The sequence below is a fragment of the Pseudomonas sp. A6 genome (genome assembly GCF_052367875.1).
In the GTDB taxonomy this organism is placed as follows: Bacteria; Pseudomonadota; Gammaproteobacteria; order Pseudomonadales; family Pseudomonadaceae; genus Pseudomonas; species Pseudomonas citronellolis.
Genome location: NZ_CP198970.1, coordinates 6,849,574 through 6,868,176 on the forward strand (window position 1 = coordinate 6,849,574; position 18,603 = coordinate 6,868,176).

17 protein-coding genes and 1 tRNA gene are annotated in these 18,603 nt (G+C 65.4%); all 18 read left to right on the top strand.

Annotated elements, in window-relative coordinates; genetic code table 11:
* Positions 1-9 precede the first annotated feature (9 nt).
* The 18 genes from ACTWJ5_RS30110 to ACTWJ5_RS30195 all read left to right on the top strand — a co-directional run bounded on the left by ACTWJ5_RS30110 (position 10) and on the right by ACTWJ5_RS30195 (position 18,602).
* Entirely contained in the window at positions 10-1,032 is a 1,023-nt protein-coding gene (locus ACTWJ5_RS30110; protein ID WP_444437109.1) for a phage major capsid family protein, read from the top strand.
* Positions 1,032-1,247, top strand: a complete 216-nt coding sequence (locus tag ACTWJ5_RS30115; protein ID WP_444437110.1) for a hypothetical protein — start codon at positions 1,032-1,034, stop codon at positions 1,245-1,247. The genes ACTWJ5_RS30110 and ACTWJ5_RS30115 overlap by 1 nt, the downstream gene beginning before the upstream one ends.
* Complete coding sequence (locus ACTWJ5_RS30120; RefSeq protein WP_444437111.1) at positions 1,244-1,477, top strand: hypothetical protein; 234 nt, start codon at positions 1,244-1,246, stop codon at positions 1,475-1,477. The genes ACTWJ5_RS30115 and ACTWJ5_RS30120 overlap by 4 nt, the downstream gene beginning before the upstream one ends.
* Entirely contained in the window at positions 1,470-1,952 is a 483-nt protein-coding gene (locus ACTWJ5_RS30125) for an HK97-gp10 family putative phage morphogenesis protein (RefSeq protein ID WP_444437112.1), read from the top strand. The genes ACTWJ5_RS30120 and ACTWJ5_RS30125 overlap by 8 nt, the downstream gene beginning before the upstream one ends.
* A gap of 9 nt (positions 1,953-1,961) precedes the next feature.
* Positions 1,962-4,280 (top strand): phage tail tape measure protein, encoded by a 2,319-nt coding sequence (locus tag ACTWJ5_RS30130; protein WP_444437113.1) that lies wholly within the window; start codon positions 1,962-1,964, stop codon positions 4,278-4,280.
* A complete protein-coding gene (locus ACTWJ5_RS30135; protein ID WP_444437114.1) occupies positions 4,280-4,588 on the top strand; it encodes an HNH endonuclease in 309 nt (102 codons plus the stop codon). The genes ACTWJ5_RS30130 and ACTWJ5_RS30135 overlap by 1 nt, the downstream gene beginning before the upstream one ends.
* 580 nt (positions 4,589-5,168) lie before the next feature.
* On the top strand, positions 5,169-7,478 hold the full coding sequence (locus ACTWJ5_RS30140; protein WP_407072387.1) for an LTA synthase family protein: 2,310 nt from the start codon (positions 5,169-5,171) through the stop codon (positions 7,476-7,478).
* Between the two features lie 291 nt (positions 7,479-7,769).
* Entirely contained in the window at positions 7,770-8,543 is a 774-nt protein-coding gene (locus ACTWJ5_RS30145) for an ABC transporter ATP-binding protein (protein WP_043268338.1), read from the top strand.
* Between the two features lie 14 nt (positions 8,544-8,557).
* Positions 8,558-9,310 carry an ABC transporter substrate-binding protein gene (locus ACTWJ5_RS30150; RefSeq protein WP_074980139.1) on the top strand — a complete coding sequence of 251 codons (753 nt, stop codon included), beginning with the start codon at positions 8,558-8,560 and terminating at the stop codon, positions 9,308-9,310.
* Positions 9,311-9,364: 54 nt separating this feature from the next.
* Positions 9,365-10,060 carry an ABC transporter permease gene (locus ACTWJ5_RS30155; RefSeq protein WP_058488105.1) on the top strand — a complete coding sequence of 232 codons (696 nt, stop codon included), beginning with the start codon at positions 9,365-9,367 and terminating at the stop codon, positions 10,058-10,060.
* The gene (locus ACTWJ5_RS30160; protein ID WP_074980141.1) at positions 10,057-10,749 is read left to right on the top strand and encodes an ABC transporter permease; all 693 of its coding nucleotides are present in this window, start codon (positions 10,057-10,059) and stop codon (positions 10,747-10,749) included. Before ACTWJ5_RS30155 ends, ACTWJ5_RS30160 begins: the two co-directional genes overlap by 4 nt.
* Positions 10,750-10,817: 68 nt before the next feature.
* Entirely contained in the window at positions 10,818-12,029 is a 1,212-nt protein-coding gene (locus ACTWJ5_RS30165; RefSeq protein WP_444437115.1) for a methyltransferase, read from the top strand.
* Between the two features lie 402 nt (positions 12,030-12,431).
* Positions 12,432-12,902 (top strand): MarR family winged helix-turn-helix transcriptional regulator, encoded by a 471-nt coding sequence (locus ACTWJ5_RS30170; protein WP_116425092.1) that lies wholly within the window; start codon positions 12,432-12,434, stop codon positions 12,900-12,902.
* Positions 12,903-12,905: 3 nt separating this feature from the next.
* Entirely contained in the window at positions 12,906-14,384 is a 1,479-nt protein-coding gene (locus ACTWJ5_RS30175) for an efflux transporter outer membrane subunit (protein WP_253392090.1), read from the top strand.
* Positions 14,385-14,396: 12 nt separating this feature from the next.
* On the top strand, positions 14,397-15,584 hold the full coding sequence (locus ACTWJ5_RS30180) for an HlyD family secretion protein (protein ID WP_444437116.1): 1,188 nt from the start codon (positions 14,397-14,399) through the stop codon (positions 15,582-15,584).
* 13 nt (positions 15,585-15,597) lie between these two features.
* The gene (locus ACTWJ5_RS30185) at positions 15,598-17,136 is read left to right on the top strand and encodes a DHA2 family efflux MFS transporter permease subunit (RefSeq protein ID WP_074980147.1); all 1,539 of its coding nucleotides are present in this window, start codon (positions 15,598-15,600) and stop codon (positions 17,134-17,136) included.
* A 71-nt stretch (positions 17,137-17,207) separates the two neighbouring features.
* A tRNA-Thr gene (locus tag ACTWJ5_RS30190) sits at positions 17,208-17,283 on the top strand.
* A 407-nt stretch (positions 17,284-17,690) separates the two neighbouring features.
* Positions 17,691-18,602: a glycosyltransferase family 2 protein gene (locus ACTWJ5_RS30195; RefSeq protein WP_245323047.1), complete on the top strand. Its 912-nt coding sequence runs from the start codon at positions 17,691-17,693 to the stop codon at positions 18,600-18,602.
* Position 18,603 lies beyond the last annotated feature (1 nt).

Below are 18,603 nucleotides of genomic sequence, written 5' to 3' on the forward strand. Positions count from 1 at the left end.
GAGATTCTGATGACCCAAGTTTCCATCGTGCCGAAAGGCCAAACCTTCATTCGCTCCCTGATCCTTCGGGCCACGATGCGCAGCGCCAGCGAGGAAAGCATGATCGCCGGTGCGCAAGCGCGCTGGGGCGCATACCAGGGCGAAAGCATCGCCAAGGCGGCAGTTGGCGCCATTCTGAGCAGCGATATCAGCGAGCCCGCGCAGGAGTTCCTGGGCCTGGTAACTGAGCGCTCACTTCTGGGTCGACTCGTCGGGCTCCGCCGCACTCCCTTCCGTACGCGGATGCTGAAGATGGTGGGCGGCGCGACGGCCTACTGGGTTCCGCAAGGCAAGCCTGTCCCGATCAGCAAGCCGTCTGTCGAAGGTGCCACCATCGATCCGCTGAAGGTCTGCGCAATCATCTGCGCGACGGGCGAGGCCATCACGCTGGGCGGCAACCTGGTCGAGAAAGGTCTGCAGCGCGACATGGAGCGCGCGGTAATCGACACGCTGGATTTCGCCCTTATCGACGCCAGCAACGCCGGTATCCCTGATGAGATGCCTGCCGCCATCACCTATGGCGCCCCGGCCGCGCCCGCCACCAGCGATGCGGCGGCGGATATCGCCACCTTGGTTGGCCTGTTCGGCGGCGACATCGGAGCAGCCTTTTTCGTCACCGATTCCGTAACCGCCGCCAACATGGCGCTTCACCGCAACACGTCCGGCGCCCTGATGTTCCCCGATGTCGGCGCCCGCGGTGGCTCCATCCTGGGCATTCCCCTGCTGATCTCCCGCGCCTCCCCGCGCGATTCCAGCGGCGGCCAGCTCGCACTTATCGACCCAAGCGGCATTGCCTACGACGCCGACGGCATCTCCATCATTGAGGCTCAGCACGCCAGCCTCGCGATGAGCGATACGCCCACCTCCCCATCGGAGATGGTGAGCCTCTGGCAGACCAACACGGTCGCCTTCATGGCAACCGTAAACGCCAACTGGGAAGTCCAGCGCGAGAACAGCGTTGCTCTCCTGACCGACGTTGCATGGGGTGCGTGATGAGTGATCCCGGCGCCCGAGCTGAAGAGCTCATGAAGAGGATCATCGCCAAGGCCCAAGAGGCCGCCAAGGATGGAACGAAGGAAGCCTTTAGCCTGGCTACGGCTGCGATCCTTGGCGGCCAACTGATCAAGGCCCTGGAGCGCATCGAGCACCTGGAAGGCGATATCAAGCTCCTGACCGAGCTCTTGGCCAATGTGGAGTCCAACCGATGAGCAACTTCGAAAACAAGCAGGAAGTGCTCGATGCCCTTGGGCGAATCATCAATCAGCACGCCGATTGGCTTGACGGCCGCACCTTCCAGCGCCTGGCCCTTCACGGGGCTCGAGTGTGGTTCGCCGAAGATGACATTGACGACTACGGCACTTTCGACGATCTGCGCGAGGCCTTCGCCAAGGCTTCGGAGATTGCCCTCAAGATCGCAGCTGGAGAAAACCATGGCTGACGCATTCGAAGTGGATCTCAAAGGCCTCGACGAGATCATGAAGAAGCTCCGCGAGCTGGGGCCAAAGCTGGAGCGCACCTACCTTCGGCGCGCAGCGCGCAAGGCCATGAACATCGTCAGGGATGACGCCAAGGCTCGCGTCAAACCCACCGACAACCCCAAGACTGCCGAGAACATCGCCAAGAACATCGTTGTCCAGGAGTCCAGCCGGCGCAGCAAGGCCGTGGGCGGCGTGGTCATGCGGGTAGGCGTCCTGGGCGGCGCTCAGAATGCCAAGGCAGGCGGCCTGATCGGCAAGAAGAACCTGAAGGAAAACCCGGGTGGCGACACCTGGTACTGGCGGTTCATGGAGTTCGGCACCGAGCACCAGGCCGCCCAGCCCTTCATGCGCCCGGCCCTTGAAGAGAACACCGAGAACGTCACCGAAACCATGGCCGTCGAGCTGAACAAGGCTATCGACAAGCTCGCCCAATAGGAGGCCCCAATGGCCAGCCGATCCCTCGGACAACTCACGCTTGACCTCATTGCCAAGACTGGCGGCTTCACCGGCCCCCTGAGCAAGGCAGAGCGCGACGCCCAGCAGCGCATGCAGAACATCAGGAAGAACGCCGAAGCGGCCGGCAAGGCCATCGGCGGTTTCACCGTTGCCGCGGCAGGCAGCCTCACCGCGCTGACGCTGAGCACCGTCAAATCCGCGGCCGAGATAACGCGGCTCTCCCAGGTAGCCAATGCCAGTACTACGGAATTCCAGAAGTACGCCCTGGCCGCCGAGACGATGGGCGTCGAGCAGGACAAGCTCGCCGACATCTTCAAGGATGTGAACGATAAGGTCGGCGACTTCCTGCAGACCGGCGGCGGCGCGCTGAAGGACTTCTTCGACAATGTGGCACCCAAGGTTGGCGTTACCGCCGATGAGTTCCGCAAGCTCTCTGGCCCCCAGGCCCTGGGCCTGTACGTGTCCAGCCTGGAGAAGGCTGGCGCCAGTCAGCAGGACATGACCTTCTACCTGGAGGCAATTGCGAGTGACGCCACTGCGCTCCTGCCCCTACTGAAGAACAACGCTGCCGGCTTCAAGACCCTGGCCGACACCGCCTCTGCTGCTGGCGCCGTTCTCGACAACGACACGATTAAGTCGGCCAACGAACTGAATGCTGCCATCTGGCTCATCGAGAAGAGCTCGGCCGGCATGAAGAATCAGATCGAGAAGGCCCTGCTGCCGGTCCTCTCCAACTTCGCTGGCAAGCTGAGCGACACCGCCATCAACGGCACGCTAAGCCGCTCCGTCTCAGATGACCTGGCCGCGAGCTTCACCACCTTGGCCAAGGGGGCGGTCGGCGCCGTAGCTGGCGTTCACATGCTTTACACCGGCCTGAAAACACTCTCCGACCTGGATGACGCCTCGATGAAAGGCTCGTCCTATTGGGAGAAGTTCGTGCCGCCGGCGCGCTTCTATCGAACGTGGCAGAACTTCGACGAGATCGAGAAGGTTCTGACCGATGCCGGTGTGAAGTTCGACGGTCTGGCCAACGGTTATGCCGATCTGATCACCAGCTTCAACACACCGATTTCCAATCAGCCGAGCAACAAGGTCAAGGAGATTGCCGAGCTGATGGAACTGCTGCAGAAGAATGGCACCAACGCCGGCATCGTGTTCGACCAGAACGCCGCCAATCAGGCCCTGGCAGCAAAGCAAGCAGCGGACGCCATCAACGCCCAGATTGAGGCGCTGAAGCTCCAGGCCGCAACTCTGGGCATGACGGCCGATCAGCAGACGATCTACAAGCTAGCCCTGGATGGCGCGACCGAGGCCCAGGTCAGCCAGGCCAAGGCCTATCTGGATACCGTCGCCGCCTTCGAGAAGCACGCCAAGGAACAGGAGGATTACAAGAGCCTGGTCGCCGATCTGCGCACCGAGGAGGAGAAGCTCAATGACCAGCTCAAGGAGCGGCTGAAGATCATCGACGCGATGCCCGACCTCAGCGATTCCGAGCGACACACTCAAGCAGCTCGGGCAGTAAATGCGGCCTTCACGAAAGCCCCCGATTTCGGCGGCGTGGATGCCTCGGTTGCCGGTCCGGCCGGGGAACTGATGAAGGTGGACAAGGCACAGGAAGAGCTGGAGAAATGGTACGAACAACAGCTCGAAATGCTGGATAAAAATCGTGAAGCGCGCGCCGACCTCAATGCCGAGTGGGATGCCAAGGAGCTTGATCTGAAGCGCCAGCACGAAGACGCATTGGCGAACATCGAAAGGAACCGCCAACTCGTCCAGATATCAGCTGCGGAGAGTACCTTCGGCAGCCTGGCAGAAATGGCCAAGTCCTATGCTGGCGAATCCTCAGGGATCTACAAGGCAATGTTCGCCGTAGAGAAGGGCATCGCCATTGCCCGAGCTGCCGTCGCCATTCAGGAGGGTATCGCCTTGGCTGCCGCGAATCCTTTCCCCCTGAACCTGGCAGCGATGGCCACGGTAGCGGCAGAGACAGCCAGCATAGTCGGGAACATCGCCGCTATCGGTATGGCCCACGACGGTATCGACGCCGTACCTGAGACTGGCACCTGGCTCCTACAGAAGGGCGAGCGCGTCGTCACTTCGGCTACCAGCGCAAAGCTCGACAAGACCTTGAGCAGGGTACAAGAAGGAATGTCCCAAACAACGAATAACACCAGCCACGGCGACCGCAATATCAACGTCACCGTTACCTTGCCTGCTGGTGGATCATCCAAAGAGCAGAAGGTGAGCGGAGCGAAGATCGGGCGCCAGATCGCTCGCGCAGTCGATGCGGCCGGGAGGTACAGCTGATGGCCAGACTCCGGACACTGAAGCCGCGCCTGCAGGAATTCAAAGGCCGTGAGCTCCGTCCGCTTCCCACCGCCAAGGAGCGCAGGATGACTGGCAGGAAGCTCCAGGACCGCCGCCTGCGTGTATGGTCCAAAGACCCGTGCTGCGCTAATTGCGGCAAGCTCTGCGACTTCCCTGCAGGATTCGAGCTCGATCACAAGGTGCCGTTGTTCCAAGGTGGTGCCGACACCGACGACAACTGCCAGGTGCTTTGCGCTGGCCCTGATGGATGCCATGCGAAGAAGACGATGAAGGATCTGCACGGCTGATGACCGGGGGGGGATGGGAGATTTTTCAGAAGGCCCCCGGAGGAAACCGCCCGCACCCCCATCCGCAGATTAAATCCCCCTTTTGAGCCCCGGTTAACCTCGGCGTTAATCAGCAAATGGAGTTAACGACCAACCTGAAGCCAGCGTAGCGTCTGGGCTTGAGCGGCATTTGAATATCGTTTGAATTCGTTAACTTAACCTTGCCGGTAAGGTTCAATGGGGCTTGCCGCCAATCCATGCCACTCGCACAAACGTGAGTAGATTTGTGAGTAGAAAGAAAACAGGAAACCGTTAAAACCAGCAATGATAAGGCCTGCAGGCGACCATTCGATTCCGTCCCTGGCACCAAGACTCCGAAAGGCCCCTGCGTTCACCAGAACCAGGGGCCTTTTACATTCCCGCCTTCAGCCGATCACGGCCACGCTTTCGCCACTGGTCGCCCGCCCGGCGAAACTCCCCTGATTTCCGTTGTCTACTGGCGCGTAGCACAACGTTTTTTCAGAATGATGACATTCCGGATGATTTCCGCCCGATGGATGGGATACTTTCAGGCCCTTCGATGCCTGAAAAGGGAGTGCTCGTGCATCCTCTAAAACGCTGGTGGCAACAACGCGGCAACCTCGCGACGCTTGCCATCCTGTTCCTGGCGATCCCGCTGGCCAGCCGCCATGCCTTTGGCTGGGGCAACCTCTATGGCTACCTTTCGGATCTGGCCATCGGCAGCCTGCTGGTCCTGTTGCTGCACCGCCTGCGCCTGTTCGTAGCCCTGCCGATCATGCTGCTGTGGGCGCTGATGACGATCGGTAACGCCGAGCTGGTCAGCGCCGTGGGCCGCATGCCCGATCCCAGCGACCTGCACTTCATGGCCGACCCGACCTTCGTCGGCAACTCCACCCAGGGCGGCGGCATCGCCCACCCTTGGCTGGCCGGCGCGCTGCTCGGCGCCATCGTGCTCTGCGCAGTGCTGTGGCGCCGCCGCGAACAGCGCCTGTCGCGCTTCGCCTATAGCGTGCCGGTGGCCCTGCTGGGCGCCCACTTCGGCCTACAGTACGTGATCCCCAACGACGTCGACGTGTGGAAGCAGTTCAACCTGCCGCACCGCCTGCTGGCCGGCGTCGCCAGCCAGGGCCAGCTCGCCGCCGAGGACTGGCTGGCCGGCGACCAGGGCGACACCCCGCCGGACGTCACCGGGCTGACCCAGCTCGACCTCTCCGGCACCCCGCTGCTGTCCGGCCCCGGCACGGCGAAGAACGTGCTGATCATCACCATGGAAGGCATCCCCGGCGCCTACGTGGCGACCAACCGCGCGGCGCTGAGCAGCAGCTACGAAGAATCCATGATGCCCAGGCTCAGCGCCTGGGCCGAACGCTCGATGACCACCCCGGACTACGTGGTGCACAGCCACCAGACCATCCGCGGCCTCTACGCCCTGCTCTGCGGCGACTACAGCAAGCTGGACAACGGCACGCCCAAGGGCGTCGAGCTGCTGTCCAACCCCGGCCGCGCCGCCGAGTGCCTGCCGGCGCAGCTGCGCCAGCACGGCTTCAGCACCCACTTCCTGCAGGGCGCCGGCCTGCGCTTCATGGCCAAGGACAAGGTGATGCCGGCCATGGGCTTCGACAAGACCCTCGGCCGCGACTGGTTCAAGAAGAAGCCCTACCTGGAGTTCGCCTGGGGCATGGACGACAAGGCCTTCTTCGAGGGCGCGCTGGACTACGTCGGCCAGCTGCGCAAGGACAAGAAGCCGTGGATGCTGACCCTGCTCACCGTCGGCACCCACCAGCCCTACTCGGCCACCCCGGAATACCTGGCCAGGTACCCCACCCCGCGCCAGGCCGCAGTCGGCTACCTGGATGACGCGGTCGACGCCTTCCTCGCCGGCCTGGAAAAACAGGGCGTGCTCAAGGACACCCTGGTGATCGTCACCTCCGACGAATCCCACGGCATCGACAACGTGCGCCTGGCCTCGTCCTGGGGCCTGAACCTGGTGCTGGCCCCCGAGCAGGCGGCGCTGCCGCCGGTGAAGAGCGGCGTCTACGGCCACGTCGACATGGACGCCTCGATCCTCGACTACTTCGGCTTCACCCCGCCGAAGGACGTTTCCGGCCGCTCGCTGTTCCGCGAGTACGACAAGGGCCGCGAGATGGTCTCCTTCACCAACGGCATGCTGCGTTTCCACGACGGCAGGCAGACCTTCACCGAGTGCGACTTCCAGCAGGTCTGCCGGCGCTACAAGAGCGATGGCTTCATCGCCGACAGCGCCCAGTTCGTCGGGCGCTTCAGCGGCCGCGACGCGCGCCTGGTCGCCGCCCGCGCCGGCATCCTCGACCACTCGGTGACCGGCAGCGGCCCGGGCGGCGAATACCAGTTCGCCACCCAGGAGAAGATCCGCATCAAGCCGCAGGTCACCAACGAGTACACCGACAACCTGATCGGCGCCCAGTACCTGGAGTTCCCGGCCGACAGCCACACCACGGTGAACCTGAAGATCCGCGCGCTGCAGATGGACAAGGCCGGGGCCAAGGTGCAGCTGAAGACCCGCGAGTTCGAGCGCCCGGTGGACCTGGCGATCCCCGAGTTCCCGCGGCTGACCCGCGACAAGCCGCTGGAGGTGACCTTCGGCTTCGACAACGAGCGGGCGCGCAAGGCCTTCTCCTTCCACCTGCTGGCCGAAGGCAAGGGCATCATCGAGATCACCGATTTCCACGTGCAGACGCAGCCGCGCAAATCCACCATCGACGCCAGCGAGCATCCCACCCGCCTGGCCGGCGGCAGCGTGCTGCCCGGCCCGCGCATCGGCGGTCGCCCGGCGCTGATGGCCGGCCAGCTCGACCAGATCGACGAAGAGAGCCGCGACAACACCCGCGGCGAGCAGCAGATCACCCAGTGAACCCGGGCCCCGACCAACGTCGGGGCCTGCGGTCTTTTCCCCCGCCGGCGAAGCTGGCACTATCGCGCCCCTCGTTTCGCCAGCCCCCTCGCCAGGCTTCCGGCACCCCGGTGTTCAGCCCAGGCGACAAGGCACTGCGGCAATGCGACAAGATGCCACCATCCAGGCCCGGCGCGGCCCCCGGACGCTTGGCGCCCCCCGGGTCGCGTGATAGCTTGCGTTCGCCAGGAAGGCCCTACCCCCTGCCGCGGCGCGCCGCGAAGCATCCGAACAACAATAGAGGAGCCCCCAATGGCCGAGGCCATACCCGCACTGGAAATCCGTAACCTGCACAAGCGTTACGGCGACCTGGAAGTGCTCAAGGGCATTTCCCTGACCGCCCGCGAAGGCGACGTGATCTCCATTCTCGGCTCCTCGGGCTCCGGCAAGTCGACCTTCCTGCGCTGCATCAACCTGCTGGAAAACCCGCACCAGGGCCAGATCATCGTCGCCGGCGAAGAGCTGAAGCTGAAGAAGGCCAAGGACGGGGCGCTGGTCGCCGCCGACAACCGCCAGATCAACCGGCTGCGCAGCGAACTGGGCTTCGTCTTCCAGAACTTCAACCTCTGGCCGCACATGAGCATCCTCGACAACATCATCGAGGCGCCGCGCCGCGTGCTGGGCAAGAGCCGCGCCGAAGCCATCGAGATCGCCGAGGCCCTGCTGGCCAAGGTCGGCATCGCCGACAAGCGCCACAGCTTCCCCGCGCAGCTCTCCGGCGGCCAGCAGCAGCGTGCGGCCATTGCCCGCACCCTGGCCATGCAGCCCAAGGTGATACTGTTCGACGAGCCCACCTCGGCGCTGGACCCGGAAATGGTCCAGGAAGTGCTCAACGTGATCCGCGCGCTGGCCGAGGAAGGCCGCACCATGCTGCTGGTCACCCACGAAATGAATTTCGCCCGCCAGGTTTCCAGCGAGGTGGTATTCCTCCACCAGGGCCTGGTCGAGGAACAGGGTTCCCCCGAGCAGGTCTTCGGGAACCCACAGTCCGCGCGCTGCAAGCAGTTCATGTCCAGCCACCGCTAACGGAGCAACTTTGCATGAAGAACTATAAGAAGATCCTTCTGGCCGCTGCCGCCACCCTGGCCTTCGGCGCCCACGCGGTCGCCGCCGAGAAGCTGCGCATCGGCACCGAAGGCGCCTACCCGCCCTTCAACGGCATCGACGCCAGCGGCCAGGTGGTCGGCTTCGACCTCGACGTCGGCAAGGCCCTGTGCGCCAAGATGAAGGTCGAGTGCGAGGTGGTCACCTCCGACTGGGACGGCATCATCCCGGCGCTGAACGCCAAGAAGTTCGACTTCATCGTCGCCTCCATGTCGATCACCGACGAGCGCAAGCAGGCGGTGGACTTCACCAACCCCTACTACACCAACAAGCTGCAGTTCGTGGCGCCCAGGTCGGTGGACTTCAAGACCGACAAGGGCTACCTGAAGGGCAAGGTGATCGGTGCCCAGCGCGCGACCATCGCCGGCACCTGGCTTGAGGACAACATGTCCGACACCGTCACCATCAAGCTCTACGACACCCAGGAAAACGCCTACCTGGACCTGTCCTCGGGCCGCCTGGACGGCGTGCTGGCCGACAAGTTCGTGCAGTACGACTGGCTCAAGAGCGACGCCGGCAAGGACTTCGAGTTCAAGGGCGAGCCGGTGTTCGACAACGACAAGATCGGCATCGCCGTGCGCAAGGGCGACCCGCTGCGTGACAAGCTGAACGCCGCCCTGAAGGAAATCGTCGACGACGGCACCTACAAGAAGATCAACGAGAAGTACTTCCCCTTCAGCATCTACTGATGCCAGCCCGGCGCGCCCTGTGACCCAGGGCGCGCCCCTTCAGGCGCGATCCCCATGATTTTCGACCTGCACGGTTTCGGCCCGCAGCTGGCGGCCGGCACCCTGATGACGCTCAAGCTGTCCCTGGCCGCGGTCTGCCTCGGCCTGATCCTCGGGCTGCTCGGCGCCATCGCCAAGACCTCGAAGAATGCCTTGCTGCGCATGCTCGGCGGCGCCTACACCACCCTGGTGCGCGGCGTGCCGGAAACCCTCTGGGTGCTGATGATCTATTTCGGCACCGTGGCCGGGCTGAACGCCGTGGGCGACCTGTTCGGCAAGCCCGACCTGGCCCTGAGCCCCTTCGCCGCCGGCACCTGCGCCCTGGGCCTGTGCTTCGGCGCCTACGCCACCGAAGTCTTCCGCGGCGCCCTGCTGGCCGTGCCCAAGGGCCACCGCGAGGCCGGCCAGGCGCTGGGCCTGTCCGCCCCGCGGATCTTCTGGCGCATCGTCCTGCCGCAGGTGTGGCGCGTGGCCCTGCCGGGCCTGGGCAACCTGTACCTGATCCTGCTCAAGGACACCGCCCTGGTCTCGCTGATCACCCTCGACGAGATCATGCGCAAGGCCCAGGTCGCCTCCAACGCGACCAAAGAGCCCTTCACCTTCTACATGACCGCCGCGCTGATCTACCTGGGCCTGACCGTATTCGTCATGGCCGCCCTGCACTTCCTGGAGCGCCGCGCCGGCCGCGGTTTCGTGAGGAACGAGCTATGACCGACATGGAGCTGATCCTCAAGTGGCTGCCGAAGATGCTCCAGGGCGCCGGGCTGACCCTCGAGCTGCTGGCCTTCGCCGTGGTCGCCGGCCTGGCCCTGGCCGTGCCGCTGGGCATCGCCCGCGCCTCGCGGCACTGGTACGTGCGCGCGCTGCCCTACACCTACATCTTCTTCTTCCGCGGCACCCCGCTGCTGCTGCAGCTGTTCATCGTCTACTACGGCCTGGCGCAGTTCGAGTCGGTGCGCCAGGGGCCGCTCTGGCCCTACCTGCGCGACCCGTACTGGTGCGCGCTGCTGACCATGACGCTGCACACCGCGGCCTACATCGCCGAGATCCTCCGCGGCGCCATCCACGCCATCCCGGTGGGTGAAGTGGAAGCCGCGCGGGCCCTGGGCATGTCGCGCCGCCAGGCACTGCTGCACATCATCCTGCCGCGCGCCGCGCGCATCGCCCTGCCGGCCTACAGCAACGAGGTGATCCTCATGCTCAAGGCCAGCGCCGTGGTCTACACCGTGACGCTGTTCGACATCATGGGCATGACCCGCACCATCATCGCCCGCACCTACGAGGCCATGCTGTTCTTCTGCCTCGCCGGGGTGTTCTACCTGGTCATCACCCTGGTCCTCACCCGCCTGTTCCGCCTCGCCGAGCGCTGGCTGCGGGTGGACTCCATGCAGGGGCGCTGACCGGCGCTTCCCGGATGTGGCGGGGCCGCTATAATCGCCGCCCCGCCACTCATCCCCAGCGCACCGCCGTGGCCAACCGCCTCACCGACGACGTCCTGCTCCAGCGCTTCCAGGCCCTGGACGCCTTCCTGCTCGCCCACCAGGGGCTGTGGCGGCCCAAGCCCTTCACCCTGCTGGAACTGCCCTGGGAAGCCGAACACCGGGAACTGGCCACCTGGCTGCGCGGGCGCGATCTGGAACAGGCCGACGCCGCGCACAACCAGCCCGAACGCCTGCCCGCGCCGGCGCCCTTCCCGGAGCTGGCGAGCCGCGCCGCGCAACTGAGCGAAGTCGAGGACCTGCCGTCCCACCCGCTGCCCAGGCTGCCGACGCAGTTCCAGGTCGACGTGCCCGGGCGCAAGTGGCAGCAGATCGAGGCCTTCGCCAGCCGCCTGGAGTTCGCCACGCCCTCCGTGCAGTGGCTGGACTGGTGCGCCGGCAAGGGCCACCTGGGCCGCCTGCTGGCCCACGGCGGGCAGCCGCTGCTGAGCCTGGAGCGCGACCTCGCCCTGGTCGGCGAAGGCCAGCGCCTGAGCGACCGCCTGGGCCTGCGCGCCATGCACGTCGAGCAGGACGTGCTCGCCGAAGGCGCCGTCCGCTATCTGCAACCCGGCCAGACCGCCGTGGCCCTGCACGCCTGCGGCGACCTGCACGTCCAGTTGCTGCGCCTGGCGGCAAGTAAGCGCTGCCGGCAACTGGCGGTGGCGCCCTGCTGCTACAACCGCATCGCCAGCGAGCACTACCAGCCGTTATCCACAGCCGCGGGTGCTTCCCGCCTGAAGCTGGATCAGGACGACCTGCGCCTGCCGCTCGCCGAGACGGTCACCGCCGGCGCCCGGATACGGCGCCAGCGCGACAACTCCATGGCCCGGCGCCTGGCCTTCGACCTGCTGCAGCGCGAACTGCGCGGCGAGGACAGCTACCTGCCGGTACCCTCGGTGCCCGTGGACTGGCTGCACAAACCCTTCGCCGACTACTGCCGCGACCTGGCCGCGCTCAAGGGCCTGCCCCGCCCCGCCGAGCGCGACTGGAGCGCGCTGGAGGCCCAAGGCTGGCGGCGCCTGGCCGAAGTGCGCAATCTCGAACTGGTGCGCGGCCTGTTCCGCCGCCCGCTGGAACTCTGGCTGCTGCTCGACCGCGCGCTGTTCCTCGTCGAACAGGGCTACCGGGTACGCCTGGGGCGCTTCTGCGCCAGCCAGGTCACGCCGCGAAACCTGCTCATCCTCGCCGAACACGTCTAGTACGAGAGTTCCAGAGAGAAGCCCACAGAACCTGTGGATAACTCTGTTGAGAACATCGGGAAAATCGCCCATGCGGCCCGCTGCTGGCCCGCCGGCGCGGCTCTGTTCGAATTTTGAACAGATCAGATAATTTCTTTTAAAAACATAGCTTTAAGAAAAACCTGAAAAGCGCTGAGGCTTTTTTAGCAGTAGCCGCCAAGCCATGCCCCGGCATTGTGCATAAGCACTGCTGCCGAGGCCGCGTCGCACACCGAGCGGGCACATCCTGTTTCGCGGAACGCTCGCATAGTGCTTTCAGGAACGGATTGTTGCCCATTTGCAACAATCTGCTATTTGTCATTAGCTGCCTAGGCAGTATTATTTCGAAACACATTACCTGCCTAGACAGTTATTAGCCTTGCCATGGATCACTACCGCGTCACGGACTTCCCGTTCAGGGGCTCGATCGGCCAGTTGCTGGGGCTGGCGGCCATCCTCAAGGACCGCCTGCTGGACAAGCACCTGATCCACCTGGACATCACCGCCGCGCAATTCAAGGTGCTGTTCTTTATCGGCCAGAACCGCGCCAACACCCCGGGCGAGCTATGCCGCGAGCTGTCCATCGACAGCGGCTCGATGACGCGCATGCTCGATCGCCTGGCGAAGAAGGACCTGCTGCTGCGCCAGCCCTGCCCCAACGACCGGCGCAGCGTGCGCCTGCAGCTCAGCCCCGCCGGCGAGGCGGTGAACGCCCAGGCGCCACAGATCGCCGTGCGGGCGATGAACGAACTGGTCGGCTGCCTCAACCCCGAGGAACTGCTGACTCTCACCCGGCTGCTGGACAAGATCCTCGCCAGCCATGGCGTCGCACCCGGCACGACCCAGGAGAAGTAGGCCATGCGTGCATTCCGCTTACCCGCCGCTACCCTGCTGGCCAGCGCCGTGGCGCTGGCCGGCTGCGTCAGCTCCTCGGGCCTGGCGCCCAGCGGCAAGGCGCTCGACAGCGCCTCGCTGCAGGCCGGCCGCAGCCTCGACGGCACACCGCTGTCCAGCGCCGCCTGGCCCCGCCGGAATTGGTGGAGCAGCCTGGGCGACGCCCAGCTCGACAGCCTGATCGACGAGGCCCTGAAAGGCACGCCGGACCTGCAGATCGCCGACGCCCGCGCTCGCCAGGCCGCCGCCGCAGCCAACGCCGCCGATGCCGAGCGCATGCCCACGCTCAATGGCAAGGCCAGCTATGCGGGCATCCGCGCGCCCACCAGCGTGCTCCCCGCGCCAACGGGCGGGCATTATTCGGCGGTGAAGTACCTGTCCCTGGGCTTCAACTACGATTTCGACCTCTGGGGCGGCCAGCGCGCCGCCTGGGAAGCCGCCCTCGGCCAGGCCAACGCCGCCGAGGTGGACCGCCAGGCCGCGGCCATCACCCTCTCGGCCAACGTCGCCCGCGCCTATAGCGAGCTGGGCCACGCCTTCGCCGTGCGCGACCTGTCCCGCGATGAGCTGGAGCGTTCGCAGCGCCTGTTCGAGCTCAGCCGCAAGCGCATGGACGCCGGCCTGGACAGCAAGGTGCAGTTGCAGCAGACGCAAACCCAGGTGGCCAGCGCCCGCCAGCAGCTGGCCGCCGCCGAACAGCAGATCGCCAGCGACCGTATCGCCCTGGCCGTGCTGCTCGGCCAGGGACCGGACCGCGGCCTCGACCTGCAGCGCCCGCAACCGCTCAAGACCGACGCTCTGAGCCTGCCGCCCGACCTGCCGGCGGAACTGCTCGGCCGCCGCCCGGACATAGTCGCCGCGCGCTGGCGCGTCGAGGCCGCGGGCAAGGACATCCAGGCGGCGAAGACGCAGTTCTACCCGAACCTCAACCTGGGCGCGATGATCGGCCTGGCCAGCATGCACACCAGCGACCTGCTGGAGGCGCCGAGCCGCTTCTTCCAGGTCGCCCCGGCCATCTCCCTGCCGCTGTTCGACGGCGGCCGCCTGCGCGCCAACCTGGCCGGCAAGGACGCGGACTACGACCTCGCCGTGGCGCAGTACAACAAAACCCTGGTCGGCGCCCTGGGCGAGGTCAGCGACGACCTCGGCCAGTTGCACTCGCTGGAGCAGCAACTGGTCGACCAGCGCGAGGCCCGCGACATCGCCAAGTCCAACTTCGAACTGGCCATGCGCCGCTATGGCGAAGGCGTCGGCAACTACCTCGACGCCCTCAGCGTGCAGCAACAACTGCTGCTCGCCGAGCGCCAGCTGGCCAACCTGGAAGCCCAGCGCATCGACCTCTCCGTCCAGCTGGTGCAAGCCCTGGGCGGTGGCTTCCAGGCCGACTCCGTTCCCCCGTCTTCCGCCCCGCTCGCCCAGGCGGGCGCAGCCGCCGTGCACTAAGAGGCAACCGCCATGACCACCGATACCCAAGAAACCACCGGCGGCAACCCCCAGCGCAAGCGCTGGCTGCTGATCCTGCTGGTCGTCGTCATCCTCGCCGGCATCGCCGCGGCGCTCTGGGAGTTCCTCTACGGGCGCTGGCACGAAGACACCGACGATGCCTACGTCAACGGCAACGTGGTGCAGATCACCCCGCAGATCACCGGCACCGTGGTCAGCATCGGCGCCGACGACGGCAACCTGGTGCACAAGGGCCAGGTCCTGGTGAAGTTCGACCCCAGCGACGCCGACGTGGCCCTGCAGCAGGCCGAAGCCAACCTGGCGCGCACCGTGCGCCAGGTGCGCGGGCTGTTCAGCAACGTCGACGGCTACAAGGCCGACGTCGCCGCGAAGAAGGTCGCCCTGGCCAAGGCCGAGGCCGACTTCAAGCGCCGCCAACACCTGGCCGACGACGGCGCCATCTCCCGCGAGGAGCTGGCCCACGCCCGTGACGCCCTGGATACCGCGCGCAACGCCCTGACCAGCTCCGAGCAGCAGCTGGACACCAACCGCGCGCTGGTGGACGACACCGTCGTTGCCTCCCACCCCGACGTCAAGGCGGCCGCCGCCAAGCTGCGCCAGGCCTACCTGGACGACGCCCGCGCGGTGATAGTCGCGCCGGTGACCGGCTACGTGGCCAAGCGCACCGTGCAGGTCGGCCAGCGCGTGCAACCGGGCACCGCGCTGATGGCGGTGATCCCCCTGGACCAGGTGTGGATCGACGCCAACTTCAAGGAAACCCAGCTGCAGCACATGCGCATCGGCCAGCCGGTGGAGATCCGTTCCGACCTCTACGGCAGCTCGGTCAAGTACCAGGGCAGCGTGGAAAGCCTGGGCGTCGGCACCGGCAGCGCCTTCTCCCTGCTGCCGGCGCAGAACGCCACCGGCAACTGGATCAAGATCGTCCAGCGCGTGCCCGTGCGCATCCGCGTCGACGCCAGGCAACTGGACGAGCATCCGCTACGCATCGGCCTGTCGATGGACGTCAACGTCGACCTGCACGACCAGAGCGGCCCGGCCCTGTCGCAGCAGCCGCCGAAGGAAGCGCTGTTCTCCACCGACGTCTACCAGCAGCAACTGGCCTCGGCGGACCAGCTCATCGAGCAGCTGATCCACGCCAACATGGCCGACGGCCGCGGCCGCAGCACCGCCGCGCGCTGAGCCCGGAAGCATCATGAGCGAGAACAGCAGCAACGGCGCCTTCAGCCCGCCCAGCCTGGTGATGGCCACCATCGGCCTGTCCCTGGCGACCTTCATGCAGGTGCTGGACACCACCATCGCCAACGTCGCCCTGCCGACCATCTCCGGCAACCTGGGGGTGAGCGCCGAGCAGGGCACCTGGGTGATCACCTCCTTCGCGGTGAGCAACGCCATCGCCCTGCCGCTGACCGGCTGGCTGAGCCGCAAGGTCGGCGAGGTGCGGCTGTTCATCGCCGCCACCATCCTCTTCGTGATCGCCTCCTTCCTCTGCGGCGTGGCCCAGCAGATGGGCATGCTGGTGGGCTTCCGCGCCCTGCAGGGCTTCGTCGCCGGGCCGCTGTACCCGATCACCCAGACGCTGCTGATCTCCATCTACCCGCCGGCCAAGCGCGGCATGGCCCTGGCGCTGCTGGCGATGGTCACGGTGGTGGCGCCCATCGCCGGGCCCATCCTCGGCGGCTGGATCACCGACAGCTACAGCTGGCCGTGGATCTTCTTCATCAACGTGCCGATCGGCCTGTTCGCCGCCTTCGTGGTCTACCAGCAACTGAAGAAACGCCCGGTGGTGATCAAGCACGCGCCCATGGACTACATGGGGCTGATCCTGCTGGTCCTCGGCGTGGGCGCCCTGCAGATCGTGCTCGACAAGGGCAACGACCTGGACTGGTTCGAGTCGAACTTCATCGTCGGCGGCACCGTGGTGTCGGTCATCGCCCTGGCGGCCTTCATCATCTGGGAGCTGACCGACAAGCACCCGATCGTCAACCTGCGCCTGTTCGTGCACCGCAACTTCACCTTCGGCACCCTGGCGCTGGTGGGCGGCTACGCCGGCTTCTTCGGCATGAACCTGCTGCTGCCGCAGTGGCTGCAGACGCAGATGGGCTACACCGCCACCTGGGCGGGCCTGGCCGCGGCGCCCATCGGCATCCTGCCGGTGTTCCTCTCGCCGCTGGTCGGCCGCTACGCCAACAACTTCGACCTGCGCATCCTCGCCGGCCTGGCGTTCCTGGTGATGTCCGTCACCAGCTTCATGCGCGCCGCCTTCAACACCGAGGTGGACTACGCCCACATCGCCCTGGTGCAGACCCTCATGGGCCTGGGCGTGGCCTTCTTCTTCATGCCCATCCTGAGCATCCTGCTCTCCGACCTGCCGCCGGACCAGATCGCCGACGGCTCGGGCCTGGCCACCTTCCTGCGCACCCTGGGCGGCAGCTTCGCGGCCTCCCTCACCACCTGGATCTGGGACCGCCGCGCCACGCTGCACCACGCCCACCTGACGGAAAGCCTGAGCACCTACGACCCGGCCACCCGCGACGCCCTGGACCTGCTTGGCGGCGCCAACCAGCACGGCGCGGCCATGCTCGACCGCATCGTCGAAGGCCAGGCCTACATGCTCTCCACGGTGGAATACTTCACCCTGCTCGGCTGGCTGTTCCTGACCCTGCTGGCCATCATCTGGCTGGCCAAGCCCCCCTTCGGCGCCAAGCCGGGAGCCGCCGCCAGCGGCCACTGAGCGAGCGGACACAAGCTGGAAAATCAGAGGTTTACACCGCCCGGCGCGTGGCTATAATGGCGTCCCTCCTTGCCGGTATAGCTCAGCTGGTAGAGCAACTGACTTGTAATCAGTAGGTCCCGGGTTCGACTCCTGGTGCCGGCACCATCTTTCTCAAGACGACTTGGGCTCACCTTCGGGTGGGCCCAAGTCGTTCTTGCCGCAAGGAAAAGCTCTATCTCCGAGGTTGTACCGGCGAAGAAACTTTTTGCCTTGAGTGGAATCTAATTACGCCTTATAGATGCCGCTGAGTTTCGGGTCCTTTCAGGTCCATCCGCCGTCCAGCAGCCTAGAATAGCCAGAGTGTGTTTACGGGTTTACTCCCCAGGTCCGATGCATATAATTGCCGCCTTTTCCACCAGATCGCCCAGATCGGCAGCTGTCCCACACCTGCCGGCACCCCATGGATGGCGGATTCGCAAGAACCGGATGGATTCGCCGGAGGCCCTGTGTTGACTTCTTCGCCCTCTGCATCACCCCCAAAGGGGCAGAGCTCGCCTTCCGCGTCCGAGCAGGTGGCCATCCTGCTGTCGACGTACAACGGCGAACGCTTTCTCGCCGAACAGCTCGACTCCCTGATCGCCCAGACCCACAAGGACTGGACGATCTATGCCTCCGACGATGGTTCCAGCGATGCGACATTGGACATCCTGGCGAAGTACCGTGCGCAGCTTGGCGATGACCGCCTCGTCATTGTGCAGGGCCCCCGCCAGGGGTTCGCGGCGAACTTCCTGAGCCTGCTGGCCCGGGAAGAAATCCAGGCCCCTTATTTCGCTTTCTGCGACCAGGATGACCTCTGGATCCCCGAGCGACTCGCGATGGGGCTGGATTGGATGCGCGGCCTTCCCGCCGATCGCCCGGCGCTTTTCTGCTCCAGGACGCAGCTTATCGACAGCGGTGGCAAGCCCATTGGGCTGTCGCCCCTGTTCCTGCGCCCACCGACTTTCGAAAACGCCCTGGTGCAAAGCATCGCGGGTGGCAACACCATGCTGTTCAATGCATCGACCCGAGAGTTGTTGCGACAGACGCCGAAGGGCGAACACATCATTTCCCACGACTGGTGGACCTACCTGCTGGTGACCGGCTGTGGTGGCCATGTGTCCTATGATCCACGGCCGACGGTCGATTATCGTCAGCATGGCCGAAACCTTGTCGGTTCCAACGCAAGCCTTCAGGAGCGTGCAGTGCGGGTATGCAAGATGTTCAAGGGCACCTTCCGTGAATGGATGGATGCCAATCTGCACGCCTTGACGGTTTTCCGCCCCTACCTCACTCCTGACCATCAGCTCACCCTGCAGCTGTTCGAGCAGGCTCGAGCGTCGGCGCTTCCCAAGCGCCTGCAACTGATTCGAAAATCCGGCGTCCACAGGCAGTCTCCACTAGGCACCCTGGGGCTGACCGCCGCCGCCATCCTCCATAGGATTTAAC

Excerpts from the sequence above, each read along its gene's own strand:
- ACTWJ5_RS30120 (WP_444437111.1), top strand. The coding sequence starts at position 1,244 with ATGAGCAACTTCGAAAACAAGCAGGAAGTGCTCGATGCCCTTGGGCGA.
- ACTWJ5_RS30130 (WP_444437113.1), top strand. The coding sequence starts at position 1,962 with ATGGCCAGCCGATCCCTCGGACAACTCACGCTTGACCTCATTGCCAAG.
- ACTWJ5_RS30145 (WP_043268338.1), top strand. The coding sequence starts at position 7,770 with ATGGCCGAGGCCATACCCGCACTGGAAATCCGTAACCTGCACAAGCGT.
- ACTWJ5_RS30170 (WP_116425092.1), top strand. The coding sequence starts at position 12,432 with ATGGATCACTACCGCGTCACGGACTTCCCGTTCAGGGGCTCGATCGGC.
- ACTWJ5_RS30185 (WP_074980147.1), top strand. The coding sequence starts at position 15,598 with ATGAGCGAGAACAGCAGCAACGGCGCCTTCAGCCCGCCCAGCCTGGTG.
- ACTWJ5_RS30125 (WP_444437112.1), top strand. The coding sequence starts at position 1,470 with ATGGCTGACGCATTCGAAGTGGATCTCAAAGGCCTCGACGAGATCATG.
- ACTWJ5_RS30160 (WP_074980141.1), top strand. The coding sequence starts at position 10,057 with ATGACCGACATGGAGCTGATCCTCAAGTGGCTGCCGAAGATGCTCCAG.
- ACTWJ5_RS30175 (WP_253392090.1), top strand. The coding sequence starts at position 12,906 with ATGCGTGCATTCCGCTTACCCGCCGCTACCCTGCTGGCCAGCGCCGTG.
- ACTWJ5_RS30135 (WP_444437114.1), top strand. The coding sequence starts at position 4,280 with ATGGCCAGACTCCGGACACTGAAGCCGCGCCTGCAGGAATTCAAAGGC.
- ACTWJ5_RS30155 (WP_058488105.1), top strand. The coding sequence starts at position 9,365 with ATGATTTTCGACCTGCACGGTTTCGGCCCGCAGCTGGCGGCCGGCACC.
- ACTWJ5_RS30150 (WP_074980139.1), top strand. The coding sequence starts at position 8,558 with ATGAAGAACTATAAGAAGATCCTTCTGGCCGCTGCCGCCACCCTGGCC.
- ACTWJ5_RS30110 (WP_444437109.1), top strand. The coding sequence starts at position 10 with ATGACCCAAGTTTCCATCGTGCCGAAAGGCCAAACCTTCATTCGCTCC.
- ACTWJ5_RS30180 (WP_444437116.1), top strand. The coding sequence starts at position 14,397 with ATGACCACCGATACCCAAGAAACCACCGGCGGCAACCCCCAGCGCAAG.
- ACTWJ5_RS30115 (WP_444437110.1), top strand. The coding sequence starts at position 1,032 with ATGAGTGATCCCGGCGCCCGAGCTGAAGAGCTCATGAAGAGGATCATC.